The organism is Blautia faecis, assembly GCF_020554845.1.
Taxonomy (GTDB): Bacteria; Bacillota; Clostridia; order Lachnospirales; family Lachnospiraceae; genus Blautia_A; species Blautia_A faecis.
Window position 1 is genome coordinate 1 of sequence record NZ_JAJCIA010000004.1, and the last position, 24,136, is coordinate 24,136.

At 44.9% G+C, this 24,136-nt stretch carries 21 protein-coding genes and 2 pseudogenes; 2 read left to right on the forward strand and 21 right to left on the reverse strand.

All coding sequences use genetic code 11. From position 1 onward, the window contains the following. Both LIZ66_RS02915 and LIZ66_RS02920 read right to left on the reverse strand, forming a co-directional pair. Positions 1 to 402: collagen-like protein (locus LIZ66_RS02915; RefSeq protein ID WP_276530706.1), on the reverse strand; the 402-nt coding region annotated here is incomplete at its 3' end. 75 nt (positions 403 to 477) lie between these two features. Further along, complete coding sequence (locus tag LIZ66_RS02920; RefSeq protein ID WP_227200449.1) at positions 478 to 1,557, reverse strand: tetratricopeptide repeat-containing glycosyltransferase family 2 protein; 1,080 nt, start codon at positions 1,555 to 1,557, stop codon at positions 478 to 480. 195 nt (positions 1,558 to 1,752) lie between these two features. Between LIZ66_RS02920 and LIZ66_RS02925 the strand changes: the two genes are divergently transcribed. Beyond that, a complete protein-coding gene (locus tag LIZ66_RS02925; RefSeq protein ID WP_173772194.1) occupies positions 1,753 to 3,183 on the forward strand; it encodes a hypothetical protein in 1,431 nt (476 codons plus the stop codon). A gap of 87 nt (positions 3,184 to 3,270) precedes the next feature. Here LIZ66_RS02925 and LIZ66_RS02930 read toward each other — a convergent pair whose 3' ends face one another. The 11 genes and pseudogenes from LIZ66_RS02930 to LIZ66_RS02975 all read right to left on the reverse strand — a co-directional run bounded on the left by LIZ66_RS02930 (position 3,271) and on the right by LIZ66_RS02975 (position 13,903). After that, positions 3,271 to 4,860 carry an AAA family ATPase gene (locus LIZ66_RS02930; RefSeq protein WP_227200448.1) on the reverse strand — a complete coding sequence of 530 codons (1,590 nt, stop codon included), beginning with the start codon at positions 4,858 to 4,860 and terminating at the stop codon, positions 3,271 to 3,273. A 134-nt stretch (positions 4,861 to 4,994) separates the two neighbouring features. Next, positions 4,995 to 6,179, reverse strand: coding sequence for an ATP-binding protein (locus LIZ66_RS02935; RefSeq protein ID WP_227200446.1), 1,185 nt, complete (start codon positions 6,177 to 6,179; stop codon positions 4,995 to 4,997). A 112-nt stretch (positions 6,180 to 6,291) separates the two neighbouring features. Further along, positions 6,292 to 7,410: pseudogene (locus LIZ66_RS02940) on the reverse strand (AAA family ATPase); the annotation flags it as partial. Positions 7,411 to 7,569: 159 nt separating this feature from the next. Next, a pseudogene (locus LIZ66_RS19765) lies at positions 7,570 to 7,638 on the reverse strand (hypothetical protein); the annotation flags it as partial. 11 nt (positions 7,639 to 7,649) lie between these two features. After that, positions 7,650 to 7,868 (reverse strand): bacteriophage abortive infection AbiH family protein, encoded by a 219-nt coding sequence (locus LIZ66_RS02945; protein WP_227200443.1) that lies wholly within the window; start codon positions 7,866 to 7,868, stop codon positions 7,650 to 7,652. Between the two features lie 149 nt (positions 7,869 to 8,017). Further along, a complete protein-coding gene (locus LIZ66_RS02950; RefSeq protein WP_227227630.1) occupies positions 8,018 to 9,037 on the reverse strand; it encodes a macro domain-containing protein in 1,020 nt (339 codons plus the stop codon). 4 nt (positions 9,038 to 9,041) lie between these two features. Further along, positions 9,042 to 9,299, reverse strand: coding sequence for a hypothetical protein (locus tag LIZ66_RS02955; protein WP_227227631.1), 258 nt, complete (start codon positions 9,297 to 9,299; stop codon positions 9,042 to 9,044). Between the two features lie 562 nt (positions 9,300 to 9,861). After that, a complete protein-coding gene (locus tag LIZ66_RS02960) occupies positions 9,862 to 10,338 on the reverse strand; it encodes a hypothetical protein (RefSeq protein WP_173886584.1) in 477 nt (158 codons plus the stop codon). A 56-nt stretch (positions 10,339 to 10,394) separates the two neighbouring features. After that, a complete protein-coding gene (locus LIZ66_RS02965) occupies positions 10,395 to 11,087 on the reverse strand; it encodes a hypothetical protein (RefSeq protein ID WP_173886585.1) in 693 nt (230 codons plus the stop codon). Continuing rightward, positions 11,080 to 12,912, reverse strand: coding sequence for a recombinase family protein (locus LIZ66_RS02970; protein ID WP_173886586.1), 1,833 nt, complete (start codon positions 12,910 to 12,912; stop codon positions 11,080 to 11,082). Before LIZ66_RS02970 ends, LIZ66_RS02965 begins: the two co-directional genes overlap by 8 nt. 10 nt (positions 12,913 to 12,922) lie before the next feature. Continuing rightward, entirely contained in the window at positions 12,923 to 13,903 is a 981-nt protein-coding gene (locus tag LIZ66_RS02975; RefSeq protein ID WP_173886587.1) for an AAA family ATPase, read from the reverse strand. Positions 13,904 to 14,152: 249 nt separating this feature from the next. Between LIZ66_RS02975 and LIZ66_RS02980 the strand changes: the two genes are divergently transcribed. Next, a complete protein-coding gene (locus LIZ66_RS02980) occupies positions 14,153 to 14,494 on the forward strand; it encodes a helix-turn-helix domain-containing protein (RefSeq protein WP_173702816.1) in 342 nt (113 codons plus the stop codon). 165 nt (positions 14,495 to 14,659) lie between these two features. Here the strand turns inward: LIZ66_RS02980 and LIZ66_RS02985 are convergent, their stop codons facing one another. The 8 genes from LIZ66_RS02985 to LIZ66_RS03020 form a co-directional block, all read right to left on the reverse strand. Next, positions 14,660 to 14,836 carry a hypothetical protein gene (locus tag LIZ66_RS02985; RefSeq protein ID WP_173702815.1) on the reverse strand — a complete coding sequence of 59 codons (177 nt, stop codon included), beginning with the start codon at positions 14,834 to 14,836 and terminating at the stop codon, positions 14,660 to 14,662. 114 nt (positions 14,837 to 14,950) lie between these two features. After that, positions 14,951 to 15,757, reverse strand: a complete 807-nt coding sequence (locus LIZ66_RS02990) for a PD-(D/E)XK nuclease family transposase (protein WP_173702814.1) — start codon at positions 15,755 to 15,757, stop codon at positions 14,951 to 14,953. A 153-nt stretch (positions 15,758 to 15,910) separates the two neighbouring features. After that, positions 15,911 to 16,306, reverse strand: a complete 396-nt coding sequence (locus tag LIZ66_RS02995) for a hypothetical protein (protein ID WP_173886588.1) — start codon at positions 16,304 to 16,306, stop codon at positions 15,911 to 15,913. A 215-nt stretch (positions 16,307 to 16,521) separates the two neighbouring features. Further along, the gene (locus LIZ66_RS03000; RefSeq protein ID WP_227200437.1) at positions 16,522 to 18,822 is read right to left on the reverse strand and encodes a recombinase family protein; all 2,301 of its coding nucleotides are present in this window, start codon (positions 18,820 to 18,822) and stop codon (positions 16,522 to 16,524) included. Positions 18,823 to 18,856: 34 nt separating this feature from the next. Next, positions 18,857 to 21,217: a recombinase family protein gene (locus LIZ66_RS03005; protein ID WP_173886590.1), complete on the reverse strand. Its 2,361-nt coding sequence runs from the start codon at positions 21,215 to 21,217 to the stop codon at positions 18,857 to 18,859. Positions 21,218 to 21,387: 170 nt separating this feature from the next. Beyond that, positions 21,388 to 22,857 (reverse strand): glucosaminidase domain-containing protein, encoded by a 1,470-nt coding sequence (locus LIZ66_RS03010; protein WP_227200435.1) that lies wholly within the window; start codon positions 22,855 to 22,857, stop codon positions 21,388 to 21,390. 70 nt (positions 22,858 to 22,927) lie between these two features. Continuing rightward, on the reverse strand, positions 22,928 to 23,632 hold the full coding sequence (locus LIZ66_RS03015) for a LysM peptidoglycan-binding domain-containing protein (RefSeq protein WP_227200433.1): 705 nt from the start codon (positions 23,630 to 23,632) through the stop codon (positions 22,928 to 22,930). A gap of 53 nt (positions 23,633 to 23,685) precedes the next feature. Further along, a complete protein-coding gene (locus tag LIZ66_RS03020) occupies positions 23,686 to 24,099 on the reverse strand; it encodes a phage holin family protein (protein ID WP_227200431.1) in 414 nt (137 codons plus the stop codon). Positions 24,100 to 24,136 lie beyond the last annotated feature (37 nt).

The following is a 24,136-nucleotide window of genomic DNA, read 5'->3' on the forward strand; positions in this document are numbered from 1 at the left end:
GGTAGCACCGGTTACACCTGTCGCCCCGGCAGGGCCGGTTGGACCTGTTGCTCCGGTAGCACCGGTTACACCTGTCGCCCCGGCAGGGCCGGTTGGACCTGTTGCTCCGTCGAGACCCATAGCACCTGGCATGCCAGGCTCTCCCTGCGGGCCCATAGGACCTGCTGGGCCTACTGCTCCCTGGCATCCTCTTGGTCCCATAGGACCAGTCACACCGGGACACCCTCTTGGACCAATAGGTCCCATAGGACCGGTTGCACCACGAGGCCCTGTGGCTCCCTGTCCCGGACAACTGCAATCGCAGCCACAGCGATTATTGTTTCCAAAACAGGATGTACAGGTAATATCACCGGAAGCTTCCTTTTCAGAAGAATTTTTCTGATTATGACGATCAAAAAACATACACATTCTCCCATAACAGCTTAGATATTCACTATCAATATATGAAATACTAACAATACAGGTGAATTTTCCCTCTCACTCCATACCCCAAACATCCCTGAAATACTTCTCATTTCCAATAACTGCCTGATGCAGAGGCTTCAATGCTCTTGCCTTTTTATGAAATTCAAACGCCTCCCTGTGCCTTCCCGCTTTATCCAGACATACACACATCTGTATCGCAGGTATAAAATCATGACTGTCTGCAATATAAAAACCGCCGTTTTTCTTTTTCCGTGGCGCAAGAAGAGCCTGCTGATACCAATATGCTGCCGTCACATACTCCCTTTTTTCCATAAACAATCTTCCTATCTCACAACAGATCTCCGCTCTCGGAACATCCATCGTAAAGCTGTAAAAAAGTATATCAAAAGCAGCTGCATTCTCTCCCATTGCCTGATAACAGCAGGAAAGAACCAGACAGCTGTTCAGTTTATCCTCTATCCAGCCATCTGGTTCTTCCAGAAATTTTTTTAAAATTAAAATTGCATACTCATATTGCTTATGATAAAAAAGCTCCCGCCCATAATAAAAGAAATGTCTCGGTTCCATTTTTTCACCGGAATCAATCATCTGCTCATATATATGCAGATTGCGAAAAGACTCTCCAGCCTTTATTTTCCGATGCTCAATCACCACATCCGAATATAAAATATTCCCCGCCGGAACAACCGTTTCGTGGACGCGCCCCTGCCATCTGAAATTCCGGGAAGTCTTCATAATACGCTCTCTATAATAAGAAAAAGTAACATGATCCCATTCATCAAATCCCACTGCATAATCCATCATAACCACATCCGTGTCTGAATCCATGCTCTCTTTCAGCCTGAGCAGCTTCTCCTGATTTTCCGGCGTAATGACGTCATCTGCATCCAGCCACATCCAATAATCCGTATCTGCTTTTTCCGTAATAAAATTGCGGGCAGCTGAGAAATCATCATTCCACAAAAAATCATAAACCTCATCGGTAAACTCCCTGGCAATCTCCTTCGTTTTATCCACCGATCCGGTATCGCAAATATAGATTTTGTCCACAAGCTTGCTCATCGGCGTGAGGATTCTGCGAAGTACCGCCTCCTCATTTTTTACGATCATACACAGGCCAATTGATATCATGCCAAATATCCTTTTTTCAATAGCCTATGCCGGACAAATTACTTTTATTCCCATTTGCTGCTTCCGGATATCCGCATTTTTTCCAGCAATAACGCTTTCCTTACGGATTACCTGTCATTTGTGTCAGTGACAACGTCTCCAAAATCTGGGAAAATAAAAATACAAAACATTCCACATAGAAAAGAGGTGCTAAATATGAGAAAAAAATTATGGAAAATACTACCTCTTGTGACCGGACTTGTGCTTCTGACTGCCAGTAGCGCTCTCACCGTTCACGGAGAAAGTGACAACACCATTGACGTAACCCTGTTCAAACTTAACCTTCCAGATGACTGGAGCTATGATCCGAATGATATCAGCGATTATGAATACACCTGCTCCGTCAGCGTATTTGAAGGTGATGACAAGGACAGTTCACAAAATGATTTCACCATTAAAGCAAATGAAGAATCAAGCTACTCTTTCCGCAAATATCTGCAGACCTCCGATATCGATCTTCATGACTATGCAGACGGCACTATTGAAAAAACAACCATTGGTGATGTGGATTATATACGAACCACAGACAATTTTGACAGAATTTACTACATTTATCGTCACGAGCCATCCGGTGTGACCTACAAAGTTATCATTTCCGGAGAAGAAAATGATTCTGTCAGAAATGTTTTTAACAATCTGGAACTGAAATTAGAGGACACTGGCAATGTGGAATCACCTTACCCCTGGGATGGAACTCCATTCACACCGGCTCCGCAGAGTATAGCTGTTGGAGATTATACCGTCACTCCGGAGTATATTCCATTTAGTGTTTCCCAGAACGGATTTGAGATCATGCGTCACCAGTTTGCAATATCTGGAGACCGGATGTATCATCAGCTGAATAATACTCTGGAAACTTACGAATATACTGGAAGCACCCTGAATCTTCTTTCTTCTGATACAATGGACGAGCAGGGAATGGATCTTTTTACAGACACGGACGGAAAACTTTATATTTCCCGTAACGGTGGAAAAGGAATTGTTATGAAAGACGGGCAGACCATATTGGAGACCGGCACAAGTGGTTACCTGTCTGTACACCCATCCGGTGCCTGGGGCATTACCAGCTACCTTGGCTATGATACGGAAAAAGTAACCTTCCAGGACGGCAGCGTGCTTACAGAGCCCTGGATCTTAACCTCCATGAATGATGACGAGGCACGAACCGGTATTTTTAAATTTGTCAGCCTGGTTGAGATCAGCAATGATCATATTATGGTATACGGACGTCTTGCAGGAGATGACACCCCATCGAAAATAGCAGTTTATGATCTGGATGGCAACCAGCAGCTGCTTCTTGGCGGTGACCAGCACGAGGATCCTGCTTATTTCGGAAGTCTCACGGGAATAGCTGAGACAGCGAATGGCTATATTGCAGCAGATGGAAATATGCGAGAATTCTACTTCTGGTCAAAGGACGGAACTCTCCTCGCCGAAGTAGACTGCTACGATATGTTTGGAACCAGATACCCCTGGATTGAAGATATGAAAGTTGCAGAGGATGGTTCTGTGATGGTTCTTATGACACAGGACCGTGACGACGACTCTGCAAGCGAATTAATGGTATTCCGACTTACAGGTTTCTGATACATTCCCCTCACGAAAGGGCAGGTTGTGGAGAACATCCACACCTGCCCTTTTAAGTTATTTTCATTCGGCACTGTTCTGGCAAAATCAATCTTTTTCGTACTTCTCAATCAGGCACTGGTGTTCCTTACTTTTTTTATCATAATTGATTCCAACAAGAAGAATATCGCCTGTGTAATTCAGTATCGAAGAAGGATACTTTTTAGTCTTAATTTGTGTTAATGCAGTCTGCGCATTCTGGTTCCACTTCAATTCCACAAGCAATGCCGGATAATCATTTTTGTACTCTGGCTTTGGGATAAATACAAAGTCAGCAAATCCTCGTCCTGTAGGAAATTCACGGATTGGCTTAAAATAGTATTGCATTGCGCTTAAGTAGGCAATTGTAAGCACACTGCTCAAGGAATTCTCATTATTATACTGAATTACTGACACATGCTCGTTATGGATTTTTTCAATCTCTTCTGCAACCGCCTCACCATCCATATCCAATGTAGCATCCAGCAGATTTTCCGAATTCAGCTGCAATATCAGCATTTCATTCCACTTTTTACTCTCAACAGCAGTCGTCAGCTCCTGTCGTATCTCCTCATTTGGTACAAAAGCAGTCTTCCTGATCTCATTATAACCAAGGTATCCTAAATGGATCATATAAGTCAATACATCATCTTTACTTTTAATATCTTCCGTATCATTTTGAAAAGCTGCCACATTCACCTTGACTTCGGCTCCGGAAAGCATCTCAATAACAGCTGTTTTCAGCCCATCATAGTTCATGTTAATCAAAGGCACAATCACATCATAGGATGCTGTTTCTGACCAGTAACTTCTGAATTCCCCCCTTAGCATTACGCTGACAACGGCTCTGGGATTATAAACCTGGTAATCCTTCAGAAGATAGCCATCGTACCATCGCTTCACTTCATCAAAGTCCTGCTGATATTTTTCTGACAGCTTTTTCACTTCAGCTTCTGTAAAACCAATATACGGAGCCAGATTACTTGCGCTCAGCATTGTAAACTCATCAAAATTATTTAATGCCGACTGAGTTTTTTCCTTTTTAATTGGAAGAATACCAGTAAGATATGCAAGTTGAATATATTTTGTTGGTTCTGTTCCTTTGAACATTGCCCTGAGAAAATTAATATACTCTTCCTGTACCCTTTTATTAACGTCCTTGTCACGAATAAGGACATCCCATTCATCAATGATGACAATAAATTTTTTTCCAGTTGCACCATTAATACGAGACAACACTTCTGGCAAAGATTCCGTCTTCTCTTTCAATACACCTGGATAGTATTCCGCAAGCTCCGCAATCGTCTTTTCCGAAATATAAGAAACCACCCTTTCAGGTCCACCAGCTGGCTCTATACACCATTGGATATCAAGATGTATTACATCATATTGGTTCAAGTGCTTCTTAAAATCTGCACTTTTACCAATTTCCAATCCGGCGAACATTTCTTCTGAATTACAGCCTCTGCTGTAATAAGCTGTAAGCATATTCGCTGTAATAGATTTTCCAAACCTTCTCGGACGGCTATTGCAAATATAGGCCTGCAATGTATTCAAAACTTTATTCGTATACTTAATAAGTCCGCTTTTATCAACATATATCTCGGAATTCAATGCTACCTGAAAAGCCAAATTATCTGGATTCACTAATATTCCCATCACACACACTCCCTATATAAAAAGCTTCCACAGTATCACTATTTTCTACCAATAATGATATCATGAAAACTTTTGGTGCTCAATAATTTTATTGGGATGTTTTCTGAAAGCTCACAGAGAGTTACTGTTTGATTCTACTTTGATACACACCACTGTTTATATTCTTCCAGTCTTTGTATATATCCTGAAAATTCTGGAACCGTAAAATCAAGTTCTTTATATCTTACAGGATATATAATTCCCTTGCTAATTAACTGTGCTCTTGTTGTTGAAATAGATCCAACTGTTTTATTAAGATTGTGTGCAACATTTGATATCGTACATGGTAATTCACCACATTCTACCATTGCAAAAATAAATTTTTTATCACTTTCTGCACATCTTTCATATCTTGATTTAAAGAATCCTTCGTCCAGAGATGATAAAAATTCATCTATACAATTTTCTACATCAGACAATTCTATGACATCTTTATTTGTTTTATCGTACACAATTTTGCATAACTGTTGAATAAAAAAAGGATACCCTTTTGTAATTTCTACTATTTTGTTTGTGGCTTCATGTGCATATATTATATTGAATTTTTTTGCTGGCTCTTCAATTGCTTTTTCTGATTGCTCATCCGTCAATGAATCGATTTTTTTATACATAAACAATCTTTCGGAATAAGATTTTTCATCAGAAAGCATTTTATATATTTTAGGCAATCCTGCACCTATAATCATAATTGGATAACCTAACTGATTTGCTCTATGCAATGCAGCGATCAAAGATCCTAGCTGGTTTTGCTTCATATACTGAATTTCATCTATAAAGAAACAAATTGGCGTTTCCGTTTTTTGTGCGGTTTCTCCGATTGTTGAAAATACTTCAGTAAGTGTTTGCGTTAAATTATTTGACACATACAATTCCCTATCCTGCATTGATAAAGAAAATGAATTATCTTCTGGGTTAAAAGAAACAACTAAGGACTTTATTGCCTCTAATGGCTTCTGTATTAAATGTTTAAATTTTTCTTTTGCACTTACTGTTCTTAAAAATGCCTGAGAACATTCAGCAATCTGTGAAATAAAGTCATTTCTCTCCTCAATTTCAATATGCTTACAAAAAATACCTTTTTCTTCTGCAATACTTTGCAGCTTATTTATTAAAACAGTTTTTCCAACGCCGCGCAAACCACTAAAAATAATTGATTGAGTAGGTATATCCATAGTTAACGCATCAAACATTTGACTTACGTTCTGAATGTCTTCATCTCGTCCAGCAATATATACTGGCATTAAACCAGCACCTGGTCTATATGGATTTACTTTAAACATACAATCACCTCCGCTTATAAACTTATATTACCGCAATATATAACAATAAACAATACAGTTCCGTGATATTTTTCCTATAAGTACCTATAACTTTTTATACCACAATTTCCCTTACAGCAAGCGTAAGTTCCTGCCGAATTTCTTCATTAGGAACAAATGCAGACCTTCGATTCTGATCGTACCCCAGATAGCCAAGATGGATCATATACGTAAGAACCTCATCGCGGTTCTGTATATTTACCGTATCATTTTTAAAAGTTGCCGTATTCACTTTCACTTCATCGCCTGATAACATTTCGATAACAGCAGACTTCAAGCCATCAAAACCCATATTGATCAACGGCACGATTGTCTCGTAAGGAGCAGTCTCTGACCAGTAGCTCTTAAATTCGCCATTTAGCATAACTCCCACAACCGCCCGTGGATTATATATTTGCTGCCCATTTAGGAGATAACCATCATACCACCTTTTGACCTTTTCGTAATTCTGATGATATTTTTTTGCAAGCATCTTCACTTCACTTTCTGTGAAACCGACATAAGGCGCCATATTGCCTGCACTAAGCATAGTAAACTCATCAAAATTATTTAGTGCTGACTGGGTTTTCATTTTTTTGATTGGAAGGATACCTGTCAGATATGCGAGAGCAATATATTTAGTTGGCTCAGTACCTTTAAACAGTCCCCTCAGGAAATTAATATAATTTTCCTGTATAGCCTGATTCTGCGCTTCATCTCGAATCAAAACATCCCATTCATCAATAATAATGACAAATTTCTGTCCTGTTTGATTTTTAACTCTTGAAAGCGCATCAGACAAAGAACCGTCTTGGAGAACCAAACACTCTGGATAAATTTCGCGCAACTCGTCCAGTACGCTTTTTGTAATAAACTGTACCACTTTGTTCTTATCTTCACAATTTGCCAGAAACCACTGAACATCAATGTGAATTACATCATATTTGTTAAGATACTTTTTGAAATCCTGTGTTTTTCCAATTGAAAGGTCGGAAAACATCTTCTCAGAATCTGCACCTTTGCTGTAATATGCTGCAAGCATATTCGCCGCATAGGATTTCCCAAATCTCCTGGGGCGGCTGTTGCAAATATACGCATCTGTAGTCTCCAGAACGCGATTCATATATTCGATCATACCAGTTTTATCCACATAAATTCTGGAATTCAAAGCAGCCTGAAAAGCACTGTTGTCCGGATTCACAAATCTTCCCATCTATCACACACTCCCTATACAAAAAAGCTTCCACAGTATCACTATTTTCTACCAATAATGATATCATGAAAACTTTTTGGTCTCAATAATTTTATGCGTGTTTATGAATTCTTACATTGGTATTATTCGCACAAGCTGTGGTGCAAGCTTTACCTATATTTATCCCATCTTTTGAACCAGTTTTTCAAATTCCGTTTCATCCTCTATAAACGTATATGGAGCATACTCCCCATATCACATCACTGTACTCCCTTCAAGATTTTGCTGATTTGTTCCGCACGGTATTTCCATGCCAAACCCTGGTCTATGGATGAGGGTCTCTTACAAGGGTCTAAAACTCTTGTATCTAAATTCTGCCAAATATCAAATCCATTTCCAATCAATATCAAAGTATCAACTGGTGTTCTTTGTTCTGCCGGCACATATTTTGATTCAAATAAATTTTTATCAAATAACATTCTACTATTTTTCCTCAGCCCAAAAATTTGTTTAAGAGAGCTTTTTTCGAAAGTTCACAATGTGGTTATTCTCTAAACTCTTTAATCCCGTTAAACAGATCAGGATTTTTTTCTAATAAAAATTGTTTCAACGAATATATATTAACCATTTAACCATACTCTCCATCAACTTCCATATCTACCACATAAAACCATTCCATTATCCTTTTGTTCTTCAGCATTATCAAAGATCTACTAACATTTGCTGATGGACGCTGAATATCAGCAAAGAACATCAAAGACAAAAGGTATGTAACTGTATCCAAAGGATCATAACCAACAACCAGTAATAAACCAATATTTATAATACTATTTGTTCTAAAATAAGCAGACAGAGCTAACACAATCATTGGAATAACCATTTTTACTAAAGCAGTAATTTCAACGATCTGTCTTCTACACACCCAATCCTCTTTGCTTACAAAATCTTTAATAAATGTCCATCCACCCAGAACCCACCTCATTTTCAAAAGCAACTTTCGCACCAATGATACAATTGCAAAATAGCCTTTCTGCTCATCATACAATTCAATTTCTTTCGAGTACTCCTTCTGGCTCTTGATCGCACCTCTAGAAACAGCCCTGTGTTCCTTCAAAAAAGTATTTTTATATCGCGTTTTTATTTCAAGGGCTTCTGTATAATTACTATCCTCATTAACTATAAAATAAATTTTCTTTAATTCCAAGCTATCAAAAAGTTCTCTTAATTCTTTTTTCTTCTCCAATAGGGAATTATATACTGTCGTTAAACCAATGGTAAATGCGTACTCAAAGCCAAATCCATAATTTCCAGCTGAAATAATAGGAATTGCAACACTTTTTATCCCAGGATGAGAAAAAATAAGCTGCATAATATTCTCATAACAACTCGTCAGCTTCTCTACGCATGAACTTGAATAAACTCCATGAATTCTCCCCTGGTTACAATCACTACGTGCCCCCACTGCATGTATTACATATTCACACCATCCATATCCACTGGTAATCACTGCCTTTCCTCTACCGCAACGAATTATATCTTCTCGCTTTGTATGTAATACTCTCTTAAACTCTTTTTTTATCTTCTTATCAAAAAAGCCTGTATTATTACTATTGGCATTATCTATAGCCTGATGAATCGCATAATCCACATGACTATTCCGGTGCTTCTTCTACCATCATATCTCCAATATAGCTATGAACCGGCAGAACAGCAGTCGGAAAAGACACTTCTGCAAAAGATGTTTCCATCAACACAGCATTCTGAACAGCATCATCCGGCTCTGAAAGCACAGATTGATACTCCAGAATATAGCGGTTGTAGCTTCTCCTACTGCGTGTTTCATCAATATTCGGTATGGTCATTCCTAACTGCTCCGCAATAGCCTTAATGGATTCCTTTAACTTTTTCATCTGTCCTTGTGTCAGTTTGGAGTCTATTGTACGTTGCTATGGTTTGTTGAGTAGACATTTCTGCACTCAAATTTGTTCGGAGAAGTTGCTCGACGGTGGCGTATAAAGCTCACTTATTGCCATATGTCGCTACATACCCACTTTTCCGGGCATAAAAAAGAAGCCGCCGATTATTGACTAATCGACGACCTCAAAGTACATCAGAGCGTAAAATATTCACTTTTTTTCCTTATAAGTGATTAAGCTCACTTATTTCAGTTTGTAATGATTTTCAGTGATTATAATCACTTATTTTTACCAAATGATAGCATCACCCAAAACTCCGGGTGGCGTAAAAAGCTCACTTTTTCTAAGTGAACAAAATCACTTATTTCCAATAGCCATAAGTGAGCTTAATCACTTATTTTTTACGTTCATAGGTGCAAAAGTGATTTTATTTACTTGTTGAGTAGACTTGTCTGTATAGCTCCTGCCCACCCGGTCACCTTCCACCTTGCTGCCTTGCAAGCATCCTGGATTCTGACCCGATTGGCTGCCTTTTGCCGACTTCGCCACACACCCCTCACAGCGCCCCACTGTCGCGTTTAATTGGCGAGGCCGAGGAACTTTCCGCAGCGGACAATTCTTCGCCACACAGGGGCTTTGTGGGGCTTGGATTTTCGTCCAGAGCTTTCCCGTTTTCCACCAAAAACGGAATGTCCAGATCGAAACTCACAAGTTGCTGTCTGGGGACGCTTTTCCCCTCCAGACGATATGTATTGTTCCGGTTCCACCGCATGTCCCGGTAGATCATCCGCACCAACGCCACGCACTTGATCTCGCAGCTGTTGCTCACAGTCAGCTTCGGTGTCTTATGAGCTCCTGCATCCTCAGCCGTACAGTTCTGCACAGCTACCTGTTTTGCCTCTCGGTTGTACAGAAAGCGATAGTGGGTTGGCCAGCCTAATGCTTCCAACGTGCTGCGGAAGATTGTGATCCTTCCATCCTCGACATTAAAAGTCAGACCCAGCATCCGCTGGTTCCATATTCTTTCGTTCACTACTCTCCCCTCCTTAAAAATGGGCGCACTTCCCCCTTGGAATCCTGGTGGCCGTTTTAATCAAGCCCGGTGTCGGGGACGGTCTTACCCGTCAGCATCCCCACTGATACATAGCCATCCATTTGCTTAACTTCAGATTCTTTCAGATGTTCTTCTACAGGTACGCCAAAAGTACCTGCAATATCATCTGGGTAAAATCCCTTTCTGGTATTTGCAGGCTTTGTCTCTTGCGCATTTTTCTGGTCTGTTTCATTTTTTCGCTTCTGGCCTTCATGGAAGATCTCCGGCACAAGCAGGTCAAAAACATACAGAGTTTCCCCTTCAAATGAAATTCTGTATCCAAGCATCTTATACCGGCATTCGGTATCCCAGCCCATTTCCTTATACACCAGTTCTGAAAAAGGCTTGCAGGTCATCTTCCGGCTTTTACGTTTATCTGGCTTGGCGATGCACCAGCGCAGAGCGTCCTTGTCGTTTTCATCACAGCCGCGTACAACAATACGCTTCAAATCACTGTTGAACATGACGTGTACATAAACCACATCTTCCAGCCCGGTGATGCAGGCCGTGTTAAATGTGATGCTGTCCTTGCGGATCACGATCGCGGGGTCACGGAGATGTGCAAACAGCTCCTTCCGCACGACCTGGTATCCATCATAGGAAAATGTACTTTCTAATTCTTCCGCTCTTGCGTCTCTATCATTTTCTGCCTGCTCTTCCGGTGGCATGGCGTTCGTATTTTCATTCATCTGTGTCAGTCCATCCTTCCATTATTTTTTCCGCTTCATGGAGCAGAGCATTCAGGCCATCTGCGGTAAAAGTATTCATTTCTTCTATCTCTGCTGCCGGCCGGAGCACATCCCAGTTTCCTGCATAATGTTCCAGCTGCAAAATGCCAACCTGTGCAATACTTGTGATCGGTTTTCCAAAAGTACCTGCCCATTCTGGCGGGAAGATATAGATCGTCTGCTTGACGGTTTTTCCCTCTTCATCCTGTTCCTTGGATGGCAGGACAATTTCTTCCACCTTAACCATTTCCGGCTCATCCAGTTCAAACAGCATCAGCTTGTCATCGTTCTGTCCCACGAGCTGCCCACGGAAACGGTATTTCAAACCTTCTTCCCATTCCATCATGTCAAAAAGGGCTTTTGCCAGACCGCGGCATCCGAGTGTACTGGCGCACCAGCGTCCCTCTTTCAGTCTGCCCCAGCGGATTGCGTTCGGATTATCCTTTTCGCATGGGCGAATGGCAATGCAGCGGTCAACCGAATTCAGGAGCAGTTCTACATACTCCACATCTTCAAACTTTTTCAGGCAGGCTGTATTAAAACGCAACTTGCCATTGGAGATCGTCATAGCCGGATTCTGTAAAGTAGCAAAATACTGTGCCCGCACAACTTCATATCCGCTGAGGTCTAAACGGTTCATGACTTCTACCGTATCCTGCTGTTTTTCCCGCATGACGCTTTCAGATGCTTCCCGGTATTCTTCTGCCGAAAAGCCGGTCCAGTCCTTATCAAAAGGCACATATCCGCGTAAGATTCCATCATCCACCACACTCAGGACTGGCAGTGGGCGATTTTTCTTTGTATAACTTCGGGATGCCCGCAGATGATTTGCCGCATTATAGACTTCCCTGGACACGATTGCCTCATGATGATCTCTCTGCCGGTACTGCGTCCGGTCGTTATTGTTTTTCTTTGATTTATGCGTCAGGAAATTCGGTGTGAAGGTCTTCCTTGCCAATACATCCCCACAATGGCGTTCATTAGCAATGACACCTGCAAGAGTGCCGGGATTCCACTCCGTATTCCCCAGTTTTGTCTTCCGGCCATATTCTGTCAGGAGTTCTGCAATCTCGGTGAATGAAAATCCATTCAGGTACAGATAGTAAATCACCTTTACCGTCTGTGCTTCGTCCTGATTCACCACAAGGCTGCCATCCTCGTCCTGGTCATATCCGAGCAGGGCCGGCGTAAGGAACAGTCCACGGCTGAACCTGCGGTCAATGGACCAGTTCATAATGATAGACTTGGAATGAGATTCTTCCTCTGCCACGGATGCCAAAATCGTCAGGATCATGCGCCCGTTACTGTCCAGTGTGTAGATGTTGTCCGCTTCAAATTTTACACCCACGGGCGGGTCAAGATTTTTCAGTGTTTCAATGACGGAAAGGCAGTCTACAATGTTTCTGGCGAATCGGGCGATGGACTTTGTGAGGATCAGGTCAATCTTTCCGGCCTTACAGTCCTCGATCAGCTGTTGCATTCCTTTACGATGCTCCAATGATGTACCGCTGATGCCTTCATCATCATAGATTCCAACGAATTCCCATCCCGGCTGTGCCTTGATATAATCCGTGTAATAATTTTTCTGAAGTTCATACGAAGAAGTCTGTTCATCATTATCAGTGGAAACACGGACATATGCGGCAACACGACGGATAGAGGTGCTTTCTCCAAGCCCCTCCACAGTTTTTGCCGGGATAACTTCCAACTCAGAAGTATCCACGCCTTTATATCTGTCTCTGATTCTCTGCTTGCGGTCTGCCGCCTCTGCTCCACTGCTTATCATTTGCTTCCTCTCATTCCTCCGGCTTCATGCTCCAGTACCACTGTCGCATCTTCCGATAACTCCGGATGCCGAGTTCTTTCTTTGTATTTTCTGCTGTCCTGCGGCTGATACCTTCATCGCTCATCCGCATATAGATTTCTCTGGATCTCATGTCACCCCCGGAAAGCAGCTTCTTGATCAGATACGCCGCCTTCTCAGATTTTGACTCAAAAACTGGTGTTTCCGGCTCCGCTGATGGATCTGGCTTAATTTCACACTCCAGCCATTTGAAGCCCTGCTCCGCTGTTATCGAGAATTTGATTTCACCATCTGACGGAGCCAGACTGTTTTTTATCTGCCGCACAATGCGGATATCTGACTTTTCCGCATCCCGTTCTACTTGTAGAACGCTCCGGGCAGCGGCAACAACATCGATGCTGCCAAGGCTCCGGTAAAGACCCTTTGTTCCCTCTTTTTTATTAAGGTGTCCGATCAGCACAATGGCACAGTCATACATAGATGCCCACATGCCAAGACGCTGCATCAGCCTTCTGGCTCTTCCTGCAATCTGGAGGTCGGAATCACTTCCAAGATATGCCTGGATCGGATCGATAACTACCAGCCGCGGCCGGAATTCTATAATAGCCTGCCGGATGCGCTCATCATCCAGTGTCAAGCCACTGTATGTTTCTTCATTTATGAAGGCCACATTTCTGCAATCTGCCCCACATTTTTCAAGCCGAGGCTTAATGGTATCTGAAATGCCATCTTCTGAGCACTGGTAAATAGCCCTTTGCGGCATTCCGATGGTTTTACCATCTGGCAAGGTTCCTCCCTTAGACAGCTCGGCTATCAGGTGCATCATCATTGTGGATTTGCCATCACCGGGGTCACCTTGCAGCAATGTGATCTTTCCAACTGCTATGAATGGATACCACAGCCAACGAACAGAAGTCGCCTGTACATCACTGTATAATGTAAGAATTCCTTTTTCTTCTTTGTTCGTCATCATCGTCCCTTTCTGTGTGCAGTCTTTTCTACATTTATATTATAGAGTATGTGTGGTGTTTTGACTGCCACCCATCAGGTGGCACATCATCGTTTTTGCCACCCAACAGGTGGCAAAACAGCCTTAGACCACATAACAGATAGAGGTGTAGACCTTTGCGGCCTTAGAATTCCTGTAATCAAGTTGCTATGTATTTTTCTCTGCGGGATAATCGTAACAGCCTTATGCGGGTACACATAAGGAGGAACATACATGGCATTAGATTATACTGCACTTGGAAAGCGTATCAGCACTTTCCGTAACGCATCCGGATTAACTCAGGAACAATTTTGCGAAAAATTGAATGTATCTCGCAAACACATCAGTCAGATTGAAGCGGCAATCAGCCGCCCCAGCCTTGAAACTCTGGTCGACATTGCTAATATTCTTAACATCTCAGCAGATGATCTTCTTGTAGACAGTTTGGCGCACTCCGCGTCCACTGCCGATTCCGAGATCCACCGTCTGCTTTTAGACTGTAATGCAATTGAGCAGGAGATTCTCACCCGGATGGTAAAGGAGATGAAAGCAATTTTATACGGCTTAGGAGTTTGATTTTATAACTTGTTGATCATATAACAAAAAAGCCCGCATAAGCCACAACTGCACTTTGGAACACACCGAAGTGCTGTCTGTGGTTTATGCGGGTAAGGACAAAAAAAGAAGCCCACCAGCGGACCATGTAGGAATCTACACAGTGCGCCAGTGGGCTGGTATGTTTTATACTGCTTCTGCTGGAATTTGGTTCATCTTCTCTTTAAATTCTTCCACAGTCATGTTCAAGTCCTCAGCAGCTTCTTCAAGGGTAATCTTGCCCTTTTTATAATACTTTACTGTCGTTCTAAGGTCGCCAATGTCGATGCCCTCAAGAATACTCTCATTTCTTAAATCTTCCATCTGCTTGCACACTTCGCTCACTCTTTCAGTTTTTTAGACATCTGGTTTTCTCTGCCATCAATGGAAAAAGCATATCAATAGTTACACACTGCACCGGTAGGCGATGAGTTTCAATTATGCACTTCTTCTCTCATCTAGTTCTTTTACCTCATCAACTGTGAGTTTCGTAGCTTGCGCTATTTCCTCATAAGTTAGCTTTCCAATCAACAGCAAGCTACGGGCTGTTTCCAGAGAGTTTTCTCTTGCAGCTTCATTTCTCATGTCTTCCATAACCTTGCACATAACCGCCACTCCTTTCTCATCTTCTTTGAAGTACTGTACTCGATTAGCTAATACTTCATAATACATATCTTTTGCACTTGTACAAGAAAAGTCATGCATCAGTTTTCCAAGTGCCGTTTCATTTTTGATTTGAGAGTTCACATATATAATATGCGATTCGTCACCAAATGATTCTCCTGTTTCTTTAATCATACGGTCAATATGATATATCGGAAGTCCTCTTTTAAGAACATCATTCTCTGTGATGAAAATCACATAAGTTTCATTCAGGTATTCATACTGCTCGCCTGGTTCAGTAACATTCGCATCGATTATACCGCTGTTATACCTAGCTCGCTTAACACCAGCACCTTTATCATTTCGCTGAATTTCAATATTGTATACACGGTTTTCCCTATCCACTGCAAGAATATCCAACCGCACAGATTTTCCCTGTAAATTTTTAACGCTATACTGGCTATTGGATTTTTTCACTTTCAGATCGTCTCGATTCAGAATAATCTGCAACAAAAATTCTGCACACTTTATATCTTCAAAGACTTTGCTCATGAAATCATCATCCAAAAGCCTAAAACCTCGCAATCTTTGAAGATCTTCTTCATGCTTTCGCTCGAAATCCAAATCTCTACACTTATTCATCGGATATCACCCTCTTTCAGGTTGTGAAGAATAAATCTCCCCATCAATATCTTACCATCAAAACACGCTTATTTCAAGCGGTCATGCTCTTCTAAAAAAAAAATAAACAACCCTATCCAATACCTTGGAAATGATTACCTGTAAATTTTTCCATTAATATTCACGCCGACGCAAACTCCTATATACATCCTCGATAAAACTCATGAACTCCACGCTGGCACACTTGATCAGACATTTTCCATCCACGGCTTTCAGCTTTTCCATAACCATTTCTGCCAATGCATCCCCACGCCCTCTCATCTTCTGAGCAGCAAACACCACAGACTCATCGATGAACGCAGCGTACTTTGCACCATCAATATTGCTTTGTACCGGCACGCCTTCGCCACTGTCAAGCATGATCACTTTTGGCTCATACACAGCCCTTACCTTTCTCAGTGCCTCTGCCGGCTCCATGCTCTGGAGATATAATTTCATAGCACCGGCCGCCACAATTTCATCAGCTGTTGCACCATATTTCTCTGCCAGCATCCCAGCTACATCTTTCATTCCAAACACTCCTCGCTATGTGTATTTTCTGTCGTATGTGTATTTCTCGCCACCCACAACATATAACAGGATTCTGCACATAGCAATCCTTACGGGTAAAAAAGGCCAGACAAAAAAGCAGGCAAAATAGCAGCACAATAAAACCTTAAAAACAAAAAAAGCCCTGCCTGATGCAGCCACAAAAACCACACCCGGCAGGGTCCTGTCTCCTTCCATCACACCGCTTCTTCCCTCTCGCGCTTCGCTGCAGTTGTCAGGTATCTGCGGTACTGAATGCTGAATCCGTACACCTTATAAGGAGCGTCCACATAGACCACATTGCCGTCCATGTCACTCCGCTTATAGCCCATGAAGCTGTCGAGCGTTCTGCGGTTGCCCTTTGAGGTCAGTGTCACACCGAAGTTTGTCTTATAGGTTGCCACATCCCCCTGCAGTACCCCGCTCTCAACAAAAGCACAGTAGATGCCTTTTTCAAAGTGGAGCATATCTGGTGCTTCTGCGATCCGCTCAGGAGTCAGCTTGAGCTTTCCGCTGGTGATGGCACGTTTCCGGCCTTCGATGGCATTTCCGTCCACATCCCGAAGCAGGGTTCCCTGTACATCCAGACCGTTGACTCTCAGCGGCATTCCGCCTGCATTGGTATCCGGCAGTTCTTTCAGGCAGGCAAGGAAGTATTCAAAGTTCTTTTTCATGATCGCCAGCACACCCTGTTCCTCCTCGATCGTCTGCCGTTCCTGTTGGAGTGTTTTCAGCCGTTCCTGCAGGTCGTTCACAAGTTCTGTATAAATCTGGGCTTCCGAGCCTTCCTCCGTTTCCGTCCCATAGAAGCTCACTCCGATGCTTCCCGGTGTCAGTCCGCTCCGGATGTCCAGGTCGATGTCGTCAATGGTCACCTCCCCGTTGGAAAGGGCTTCATTCAGTTCCACGTTCTGTTCCAGTGCAGCTTCCCGAAGCGCCGCCACCTGATGGCTGATGGCATCCTGCAGGCGTTCTTCCATCTCCTTGATCTGATTTTCCACCGTTGCCATCCTCTGCACCGAGATGCTGTTGTTATTCGCCAGCCGGACAGCCTGCTCATAGGCATTGTCAAACATCGCCACGATCATGGAGGCATCTCCGTGTTGTTCAAAATCACGCTTCATGCTGTAGAGCAGTTCCATGAAACTCTGCTCCAGCGCACACTCATGGTAGCGTTCTGAGGGGCAGCGCTTGTTTGCAGCTTCCTTTTCCTCATCTGACATGCAGCCTTTCTTGCTCCGGCAATACGCTTTCTGGTCGGGAGAACCGTTCTTCGGCGGCTCACCGTCCCGCTCCCCGACCTTACGCTTGCACCGCCAAACGGGATACGAATAAGTGTATTTTTCCAGATACTCTCCGGTATCCTCACCAGTCGCCTTAAGACTCCGCTCATCGCTGTAACCATTTGCCACACCCGTGTAGGTTGTACGGAAGAATCCTTCCCCGCAGGGTTTTCCGGCATCCGGCCCATTCTCCAGGATCGCACCGCAGCGCAGGTTTCCAAACGGAGAACCCTTAATGCTCTTTACCTTTTTCTTGCCGGGGCCTTTCGTCATGTCTGCCCTCGGCTTCTCGAACAGCATGGTCTGCACTTTGTCCCAAGTCACACGGTCGATGATACCCACATGATGGTTCTTCACATAGTAGCGGGGTGCTTCGCCCTTGTTGATGCTTGAACGGTGGGTAAGGAAGTCTTTGGTGATGGTCTTCTGCATCTCGATGTCGCCCACATACTTCTCATTCCGCAGGACGATCAGGATCGAGCCGGCACTCCATTTCTTTCCGTTGACCGTGAACTTTTCCATCTGGTTCAGCTCCAGTGCGATCTTATTCGCCGTCTGGCCTTTCACGAAGCGGTCAAAAATGTACCGGATGATCTCTGCCTGCTCCGGCACGATGACCCACTGCTTATTTGCCCCAAGCTCATATCCCAGCATCCGTTTCAGATTGATATGCGGGACACCAGACTGGAACTTCTTCTGGATGCTCCATCGGATGTTATCGGAAATGGAACGGCTCTCATCCTGTGCCAGTGCAGAAAGAATCGTAAGGATCAGCTCACCTTTGGCATCCAGTGTGTCGATGTTCTCTTTCTCGAAATAGATACCCACGGGCGGCTTCAGCTGCCGAAGCTCACGGGTACAGGTCAGGGAGTCAATAGTGTTTCGTGCAAATCGGGAAATGGACTTTGTAACGATGTAGTCCAGCTTTCCATCCATCGCATCTTTTATCATGCGGTTGAATTCCTCTCGATGTTCCCGGTTCGTACCAGATTTTGCTTCATCCGCGTAGATGCCGGCAAAGATCCAGCCGGGCTTCCGGGTGATGAGGTCTTTGTAGAATGCTTTCTGTGTCGTGTAGGAAGTCTGCTGACTCTCATCGCCGGTGGAAACACGGCAGTAAGCCGCCACACGGATGTTGGTCTGGCTTTTCAGCTGCCCGCCGTTCTGTACCGAGCGCACACTGGCGGGGATCACATCCACTTTTTGTCTTGTCATAATCTGCTCCTTTCTTCCAGCCTTGCAACTGGTCTTATCTTACATGCCTCTTCCGCTGGCTGCCGTCGCGCATCGTATGCCCGTCATAATAGCTTGCGGTATTGCGGTAATCTTCGATATTGGAATCCATCTCTACCTCGGTCTTGGTGTCATCGAACCAGTGTACCGTAAACTTCAGCGGTGAATGAATCGTGATGGAGAGGAGGAATGCCTTGCAGTGTTCTTCGGTCACTTCATTCAGAAAGGCCACCGTACCATCCCGCCCCGCCGGGAGGTTCTTCATCCACTCGATTGCCTTTTCCCTTCGTTCATAGTCGCCCTCCAGTTCTTCCCAGTAGTCTTCCATATAGTCGAGCTGTTCGGTCAGTTTCTGCTCAGTGTCCGTGTCCTTCTGAATATCACACTCCAGTTTCTCAATGAGCTTTTTCTTCTCCTCAATAGAAGCAGGGTCGATCATCTCGTCACCGAGAAGTTCCAGACGGGTCTGCATCACATCCACCTGACTTTTCAGGAGCCGGATCTTCTTACTGGTGCTTTCCACACTGGTGTGTGCGGCCGCTATCTGCTTTTTATAAAAAGCACGGTCGCGTTCCATAAAATCCAGCTTCTGAATGCTCTCCAGCCGTGCAAGCATCTGGCTTACAAAAGAATCTGCTTCCGGGGTGAAGTTGTCATACTGCTCTTTGAACCGGCCGCTCATGATGTCTGCCACAGCCACGTTGTCATGGATGGGCTTAAGCGTCAGCCGGAACCGCTCCAGAACTGCTTTACGGAAGGCTCGGACAACCTGTTCCTCGTATACTTTTTCTGCATGGCAGATACGTTTTCCTGTCGTCCGGCTGCTCGTCGGGCACCGCCAGATGGGATAGTTCCCATTTCCGTTTGTCACATGGAAAAAACGGCCGCACTCCCCGCAGATTAGTCTTTGGGAAAACGCTCTCGGCTTCTTGCCGGATCTTGTCCTGTTATATAAATCGCTGTTTACTTTTACAACTTCCTGTGCCTTTTCAAACAGGTCCTCGTCAACGATTGCCGGATGATGGTTCCGGACAAAATACTGAGGAACTTCGCCTTTGTTGTCCCGGACTTCATGTGTCAGGTAATCCGATGTGAACTTCTTCTGGATAAGGACTGCACCCATGTACCGCTCGGCACGGACGATCCGCGTGATATTCCCGCCTGTCCATCCATCCAGCAGATCACTGTTTAACTGCCCTTTCTTGGATTTTTTCTTTCTTACTCTCACTGCGTCGGTGACAGGAGCCGGAATCTTGTCCATGTTCAGTCCCCTTGCAATCTCCGTATAGGCTTTCCCTTCCACAACTTCATGGAAAATACGCCGGACGACCCTGGCTTCTTCCTCAACGATCTCAATATCTTTATACTCATATCCGCTCTCGGAGGTAACCATTTTCCCATTGTAGCGGTATCCGTACATGATCTTGTTTGGAACATCCCCCTTCGGAAATCGCATCTTCTGCCCCAGCCGGATGTTACTGGAAATGCTGCGGCTTTCTTCCTGTGCAATGGCTGCCAGTGTCGTAAGGATGAAGTCGCTGGTCGGGTCTGCCGTATCCAGATTTTCTTTCTCGAACAGAATCGTTACCCCGCAGTCATGCAGGACATCCAGTGCACTCATAAAGTCAGCCGTGTTTCGGGCAAATCGTGATATGGACTTGCACACAATGCGGTCGATCTTCCCGTCCTTACAATGACGCATCAGTCGGCGGAATCCGGTTCTCTTTTCCTTGGAAGTGCCGGAGATGCCGTAATCGGAGTACACACCGACTGCATTCCATACTGGATTATTTTCAATCAGCTGGTTAAAGTATTTTTCCTGCGTTTCATAGGAGTTCTCCTGGTCGCTCATGTCCGTAGAAACGCGGATGTAAGCCGCCACATTAAGGGTTCCGGCTTTCTTTTTGGTAGCCCGGAAGGTCGCCGTCGAAACGAACTTGTTTTCCTGCGGTTCTTCCGGTGTGAAGAGCTTCGTAAACTCACTCTCCATACTGCTCTGCAGCCGTTCTGCAATGTCAGGCTCTGCCATGACCTTTTTGGCATCCAGAGCTTTCTGGATAAGAGCTGTGATACCGGCGTCCACGATGTCTTTTGATTTTTGGGGTGTCTGTTTTTTATCTGATGCGTTTTTTGGTTTTTGTTGAGTAGACCTGCCTTGGTGCGTATCAGCCAGTGGTAAAAAAGAAGCTGTGGCAGCATCCGTACTTTGACGAACATCTGCCACAGCTTCCACAGGTTTCTTTTTTCCAAGAGCGGCTTCCAGTAAAGCCGAGACATCCACAGCAGATGCATTTACTCTCTTCTGCTGTTTCTGCTGTACTGTATTCTTCACAGTCTTTTTCTGCAGATTTGCAAGGAAATCCGTACCAGTACTCATAGTTTTCGCTCCGTTCCTGCCCGTTTTCTTCTCTTTGGGCAGTCACATATTCCCTCTGTTTCGTGATATTATCAAGTAATTTCGGCGCAGAAAGACGGAGAATAATCTGGGAGATTATTGTCTTATCTGCACGATATGTACGCCCCGCCCGGTAAGGACGGGGCGTGTTTTTAGATACGGGCCGCAAAGTCAAGTGCGATCCACCCTGCACCGGATTTCAGCTTGCCCCAGCCCTTCGCAGAACCAGCACCGGCAGATTCTGCCACGATAGTAAACACGCCTTTCCCGGTGTAATAACCGGTCTTACCGTAATTCGTGCCCGGTCCCTTGCGGATGTTGAGGTCTTTAATGGATACATGCACAGTATATGGGACTGAAGACTTCGGTTCCGGGTAGACGGCCTTACCCGCCGGGTCAAAAACATAATAGCCCGGATTCTTATCTGCACACTGTTTTGCATAGGTGAGGTCGTGGAACGCACCTTTCTGGGAAGCGGCATTCTGCCAGCTCTTACGGACACGGTACCAGCCGGAAATAGTGGTGCTTTCAGAATCCTTTACCGCATCATACTGCGTCAGGTTCCAACGCTCGATGATATTGCAAAGGTTCTGAACATAGGTGTGGCTGGTAGCATAACCACCATCCTTGATGATCTGTGCCGCTTTCTTGTAATCGGTACAGCCTGCCAGACCCTCATAGCGTTTCCTGCTGCCACTCATCGCTCCGAGCAGATATGCTGCATGGTCGGCAATGGAGTCTTCCACACAGGCGTACTTGCGGAAGTCAGCAGTGATCGTCACATAGCTGCCATCGGTATTCTGCTCCTGCGTTTTCTTAGGATAGACAGACTTGCCATCCCAACTGCTGCCGCTCCAGCTGTTCCCGGAAAGCGAGGTCTTCATGCCGAAGCAGTTATTGGCATTTTGTGCCAGCTCAGATTTACCGTAGCCGGATTCCAGAATGAACTGTGCCATCGACACGCAGGCAAGGATGCCAGTGGTTTTCTGGTTCGCAGTAAACAGCGGGCCAATCTTTGCCACTGCCTCTGCTTCCGAGAGATTTTTCAGCGAAGAAGCCTGCATGCCAGATGAGGATGAACCGCCCAGTGCTGCAGTTACCCTTGCGGCCAGATCACCCAGGCGGGCATACAGCCAGTTTCCAGGGCAGCTTTTATTCGCAAACCAGCGGTGAACGGTCAGCACCATTTCATCTGCCGCCGGAGCATAGTTGAGTGTCTTATTTTTATCACCCAGCCACAGGAGCTTCTTCTTCCCGTTACGCTTGCAGATATCAATGCAGAGCTTGACCAGAGAGTCATATACGGCACTGTTCATGGCATACGGCTCATTCATGTCGCTGGCGCATTCGATGGTGACCGCCCTCTGGTCATTGGCATTGCTGGACGAACACCAGCTGCGGTTCTTTTCTTTGACACAAAGCGACACACGGCCGTCTGTGCCGATGCCGTAGTTGCAGCTTGCCTGACGGCTTGTGCTGGTGAAACAGCCGCAGATGCTTTCCGCAGAAAGCTGACCGACCACACAATGCGGTGTGATGCGGTCGATGCTGTGTGTCCTCTGCCCGGAATGGTTCGGGGAGAGCTTAGTGTAAACAACGAGTGGACTATTGGTATATCCCATAATGATTTCCTCCTGCTAAAAAAATTGAGGTCCAGATCACTCTGAACCTCGTACTGTGGTTATTCTGTTGTTACGGAATCAGCAGTTTCATGCCGACCCGGATGGCATTGGAAGTCAGACCATTCAGCACACGGATATCTGCACAGCGGCTGCCGCTTCCCAGTTCCTTATCTGCGATTTTCCAGAGATTATCACCGGGAACAACGGTATAGATTCTGCCAGCTGTGAACGCATAGGTGTCCGCACTGTTCAGGACATATGCGACACCGGCCTCTGCTTCGGCACATTTGATCTTCAGCCAGCCATCACAGAACTGCACGACTTCCACAAGGGCATTCTTCTTGTAGACCGCTACGACCTCTGCATCCAGACTCGGCTTTTTGCGGATGTTCATGAGGGTCTTGAGCTTGCCGTAGGCAATGGTCGCCGGAAGCTCCTCCGCAGTCGGGAACTCATTCTCATCCACTTCGTCTTCAGCTTCTTTCTCCGCCGGGATATCTTCCACAGGGGTTGTGGTTTCCGGCTTATCTTCCGGGATATCGTCCACGACTGCTTTCTCCTCGTTCTCATCTGCACCAGTATCCGGGACAGCCTCTTCCGGATAGATCACGTTGCCGTCATTGTCGAACACTCGGCTGCCGGGGTTCTCATCACACTTGGCTTTTGCATTCGCCAGCAGACGGTACGCGCCAAACTGGGATGCCTCATCTTCCCAGACTTCTCGCACACGGTAATAACCGGTCGTCAGTTTTGCGGGATACTCTTTCTTACTCATGGTTCATTCCTCCTAAAATTTGAGGGAGAGGCTGTTACACCTCTCCCCATTGATCAATCGTCCTTATTCTCTCTTTCTTCCTTCAGCTGTGCCAGCATCTCCTTGAGCTTCTCCGGCACGGGAAGACCGATAACGGCTGCGTTTTCGAGGCAGCTCAGGCCTTCATTCGCCAAATAAAAGAACACCACTGCTGTACGGATGGCCGCTCCATTCTGGAGGATCTGTGTGTCGATGATGTTGGCAATACCAACCAGCACAAAGATACACACCTTCTTGGCGATGCCCTTAAAGCCAACTTCAGAAGAAAGCTCATGCTTGATCGCTGCCGCCAGCACCCCGGTGAAGTAGTCACAGACCACGAACACCACCAGTGCATACAAAAAGCCGTCAAACCCGCCAAAGAACCAGCCCAGGAAACCACCCAGACCTGCGAACATCCATTCAATCTTGTCGATCACATTCTGCATAATCTTGTCCTTTCCTGCCCATTTGGGCATAAAAATA

Coding starts and splice junctions, on each gene's coding strand:
- LIZ66_RS02920 (WP_227200449.1), bottom strand. CDS start 1,557: ATGATATCAATTGGCCTGTGTATGATCGTAAAAAATGAGGAGGCGGTA.
- LIZ66_RS02925 (WP_173772194.1), top strand. CDS start 1,753: ATGAGAAAAAAATTATGGAAAATACTACCTCTTGTGACCGGACTTGTG.
- LIZ66_RS02930 (WP_227200448.1), bottom strand. CDS start 4,860: ATGGGAATATTAGTGAATCCAGATAATTTGGCTTTTCAGGTAGCATTG.
- LIZ66_RS02935 (WP_227200446.1), bottom strand. CDS start 6,179: ATGTTTAAAGTAAATCCATATAGACCAGGTGCTGGTTTAATGCCAGTA.
- LIZ66_RS02945 (WP_227200443.1), bottom strand. CDS start 7,868: ATGTTATTTGATAAAAATTTATTTGAATCAAAATATGTGCCGGCAGAA.
- LIZ66_RS02955 (WP_227227631.1), bottom strand. CDS start 9,299: ATGAAAAAGTTAAAGGAATCCATTAAGGCTATTGCGGAGCAGTTAGGA.
- LIZ66_RS02965 (WP_173886585.1), bottom strand. CDS start 11,087: ATGAATGAAAATACGAACGCCATGCCACCGGAAGAGCAGGCAGAAAAT.
- LIZ66_RS02970 (WP_173886586.1), bottom strand. CDS start 12,912: ATGATAAGCAGTGGAGCAGAGGCGGCAGACCGCAAGCAGAGAATCAGA.
- LIZ66_RS02975 (WP_173886587.1), bottom strand. CDS start 13,903: ATGATGACGAACAAAGAAGAAAAAGGAATTCTTACATTATACAGTGAT.
- LIZ66_RS02980 (WP_173702816.1), top strand. CDS start 14,153: ATGGCATTAGATTATACTGCACTTGGAAAGCGTATCAGCACTTTCCGT.
- LIZ66_RS02985 (WP_173702815.1), bottom strand. CDS start 14,836: ATGGAAGATTTAAGAAATGAGAGTATTCTTGAGGGCATCGACATTGGC.
- LIZ66_RS02990 (WP_173702814.1), bottom strand. CDS start 15,757: ATGAATAAGTGTAGAGATTTGGATTTCGAGCGAAAGCATGAAGAAGAT.
- LIZ66_RS02995 (WP_173886588.1), bottom strand. CDS start 16,306: ATGAAAGATGTAGCTGGGATGCTGGCAGAGAAATATGGTGCAACAGCT.
- LIZ66_RS03000 (WP_227200437.1), bottom strand. CDS start 18,822: ATGACAAGACAAAAAGTGGATGTGATCCCCGCCAGTGTGCGCTCGGTA.
- LIZ66_RS03005 (WP_173886590.1), bottom strand. CDS start 21,217: ATGAGTACTGGTACGGATTTCCTTGCAAATCTGCAGAAAAAGACTGTG.
- LIZ66_RS03010 (WP_227200435.1), bottom strand. CDS start 22,857: ATGGGATATACCAATAGTCCACTCGTTGTTTACACTAAGCTCTCCCCG.
- LIZ66_RS03015 (WP_227200433.1), bottom strand. CDS start 23,632: ATGAGTAAGAAAGAGTATCCCGCAAAACTGACGACCGGTTATTACCGT.
- LIZ66_RS03020 (WP_227200431.1), bottom strand. CDS start 24,099: ATGCAGAATGTGATCGACAAGATTGAATGGATGTTCGCAGGTCTGGGT.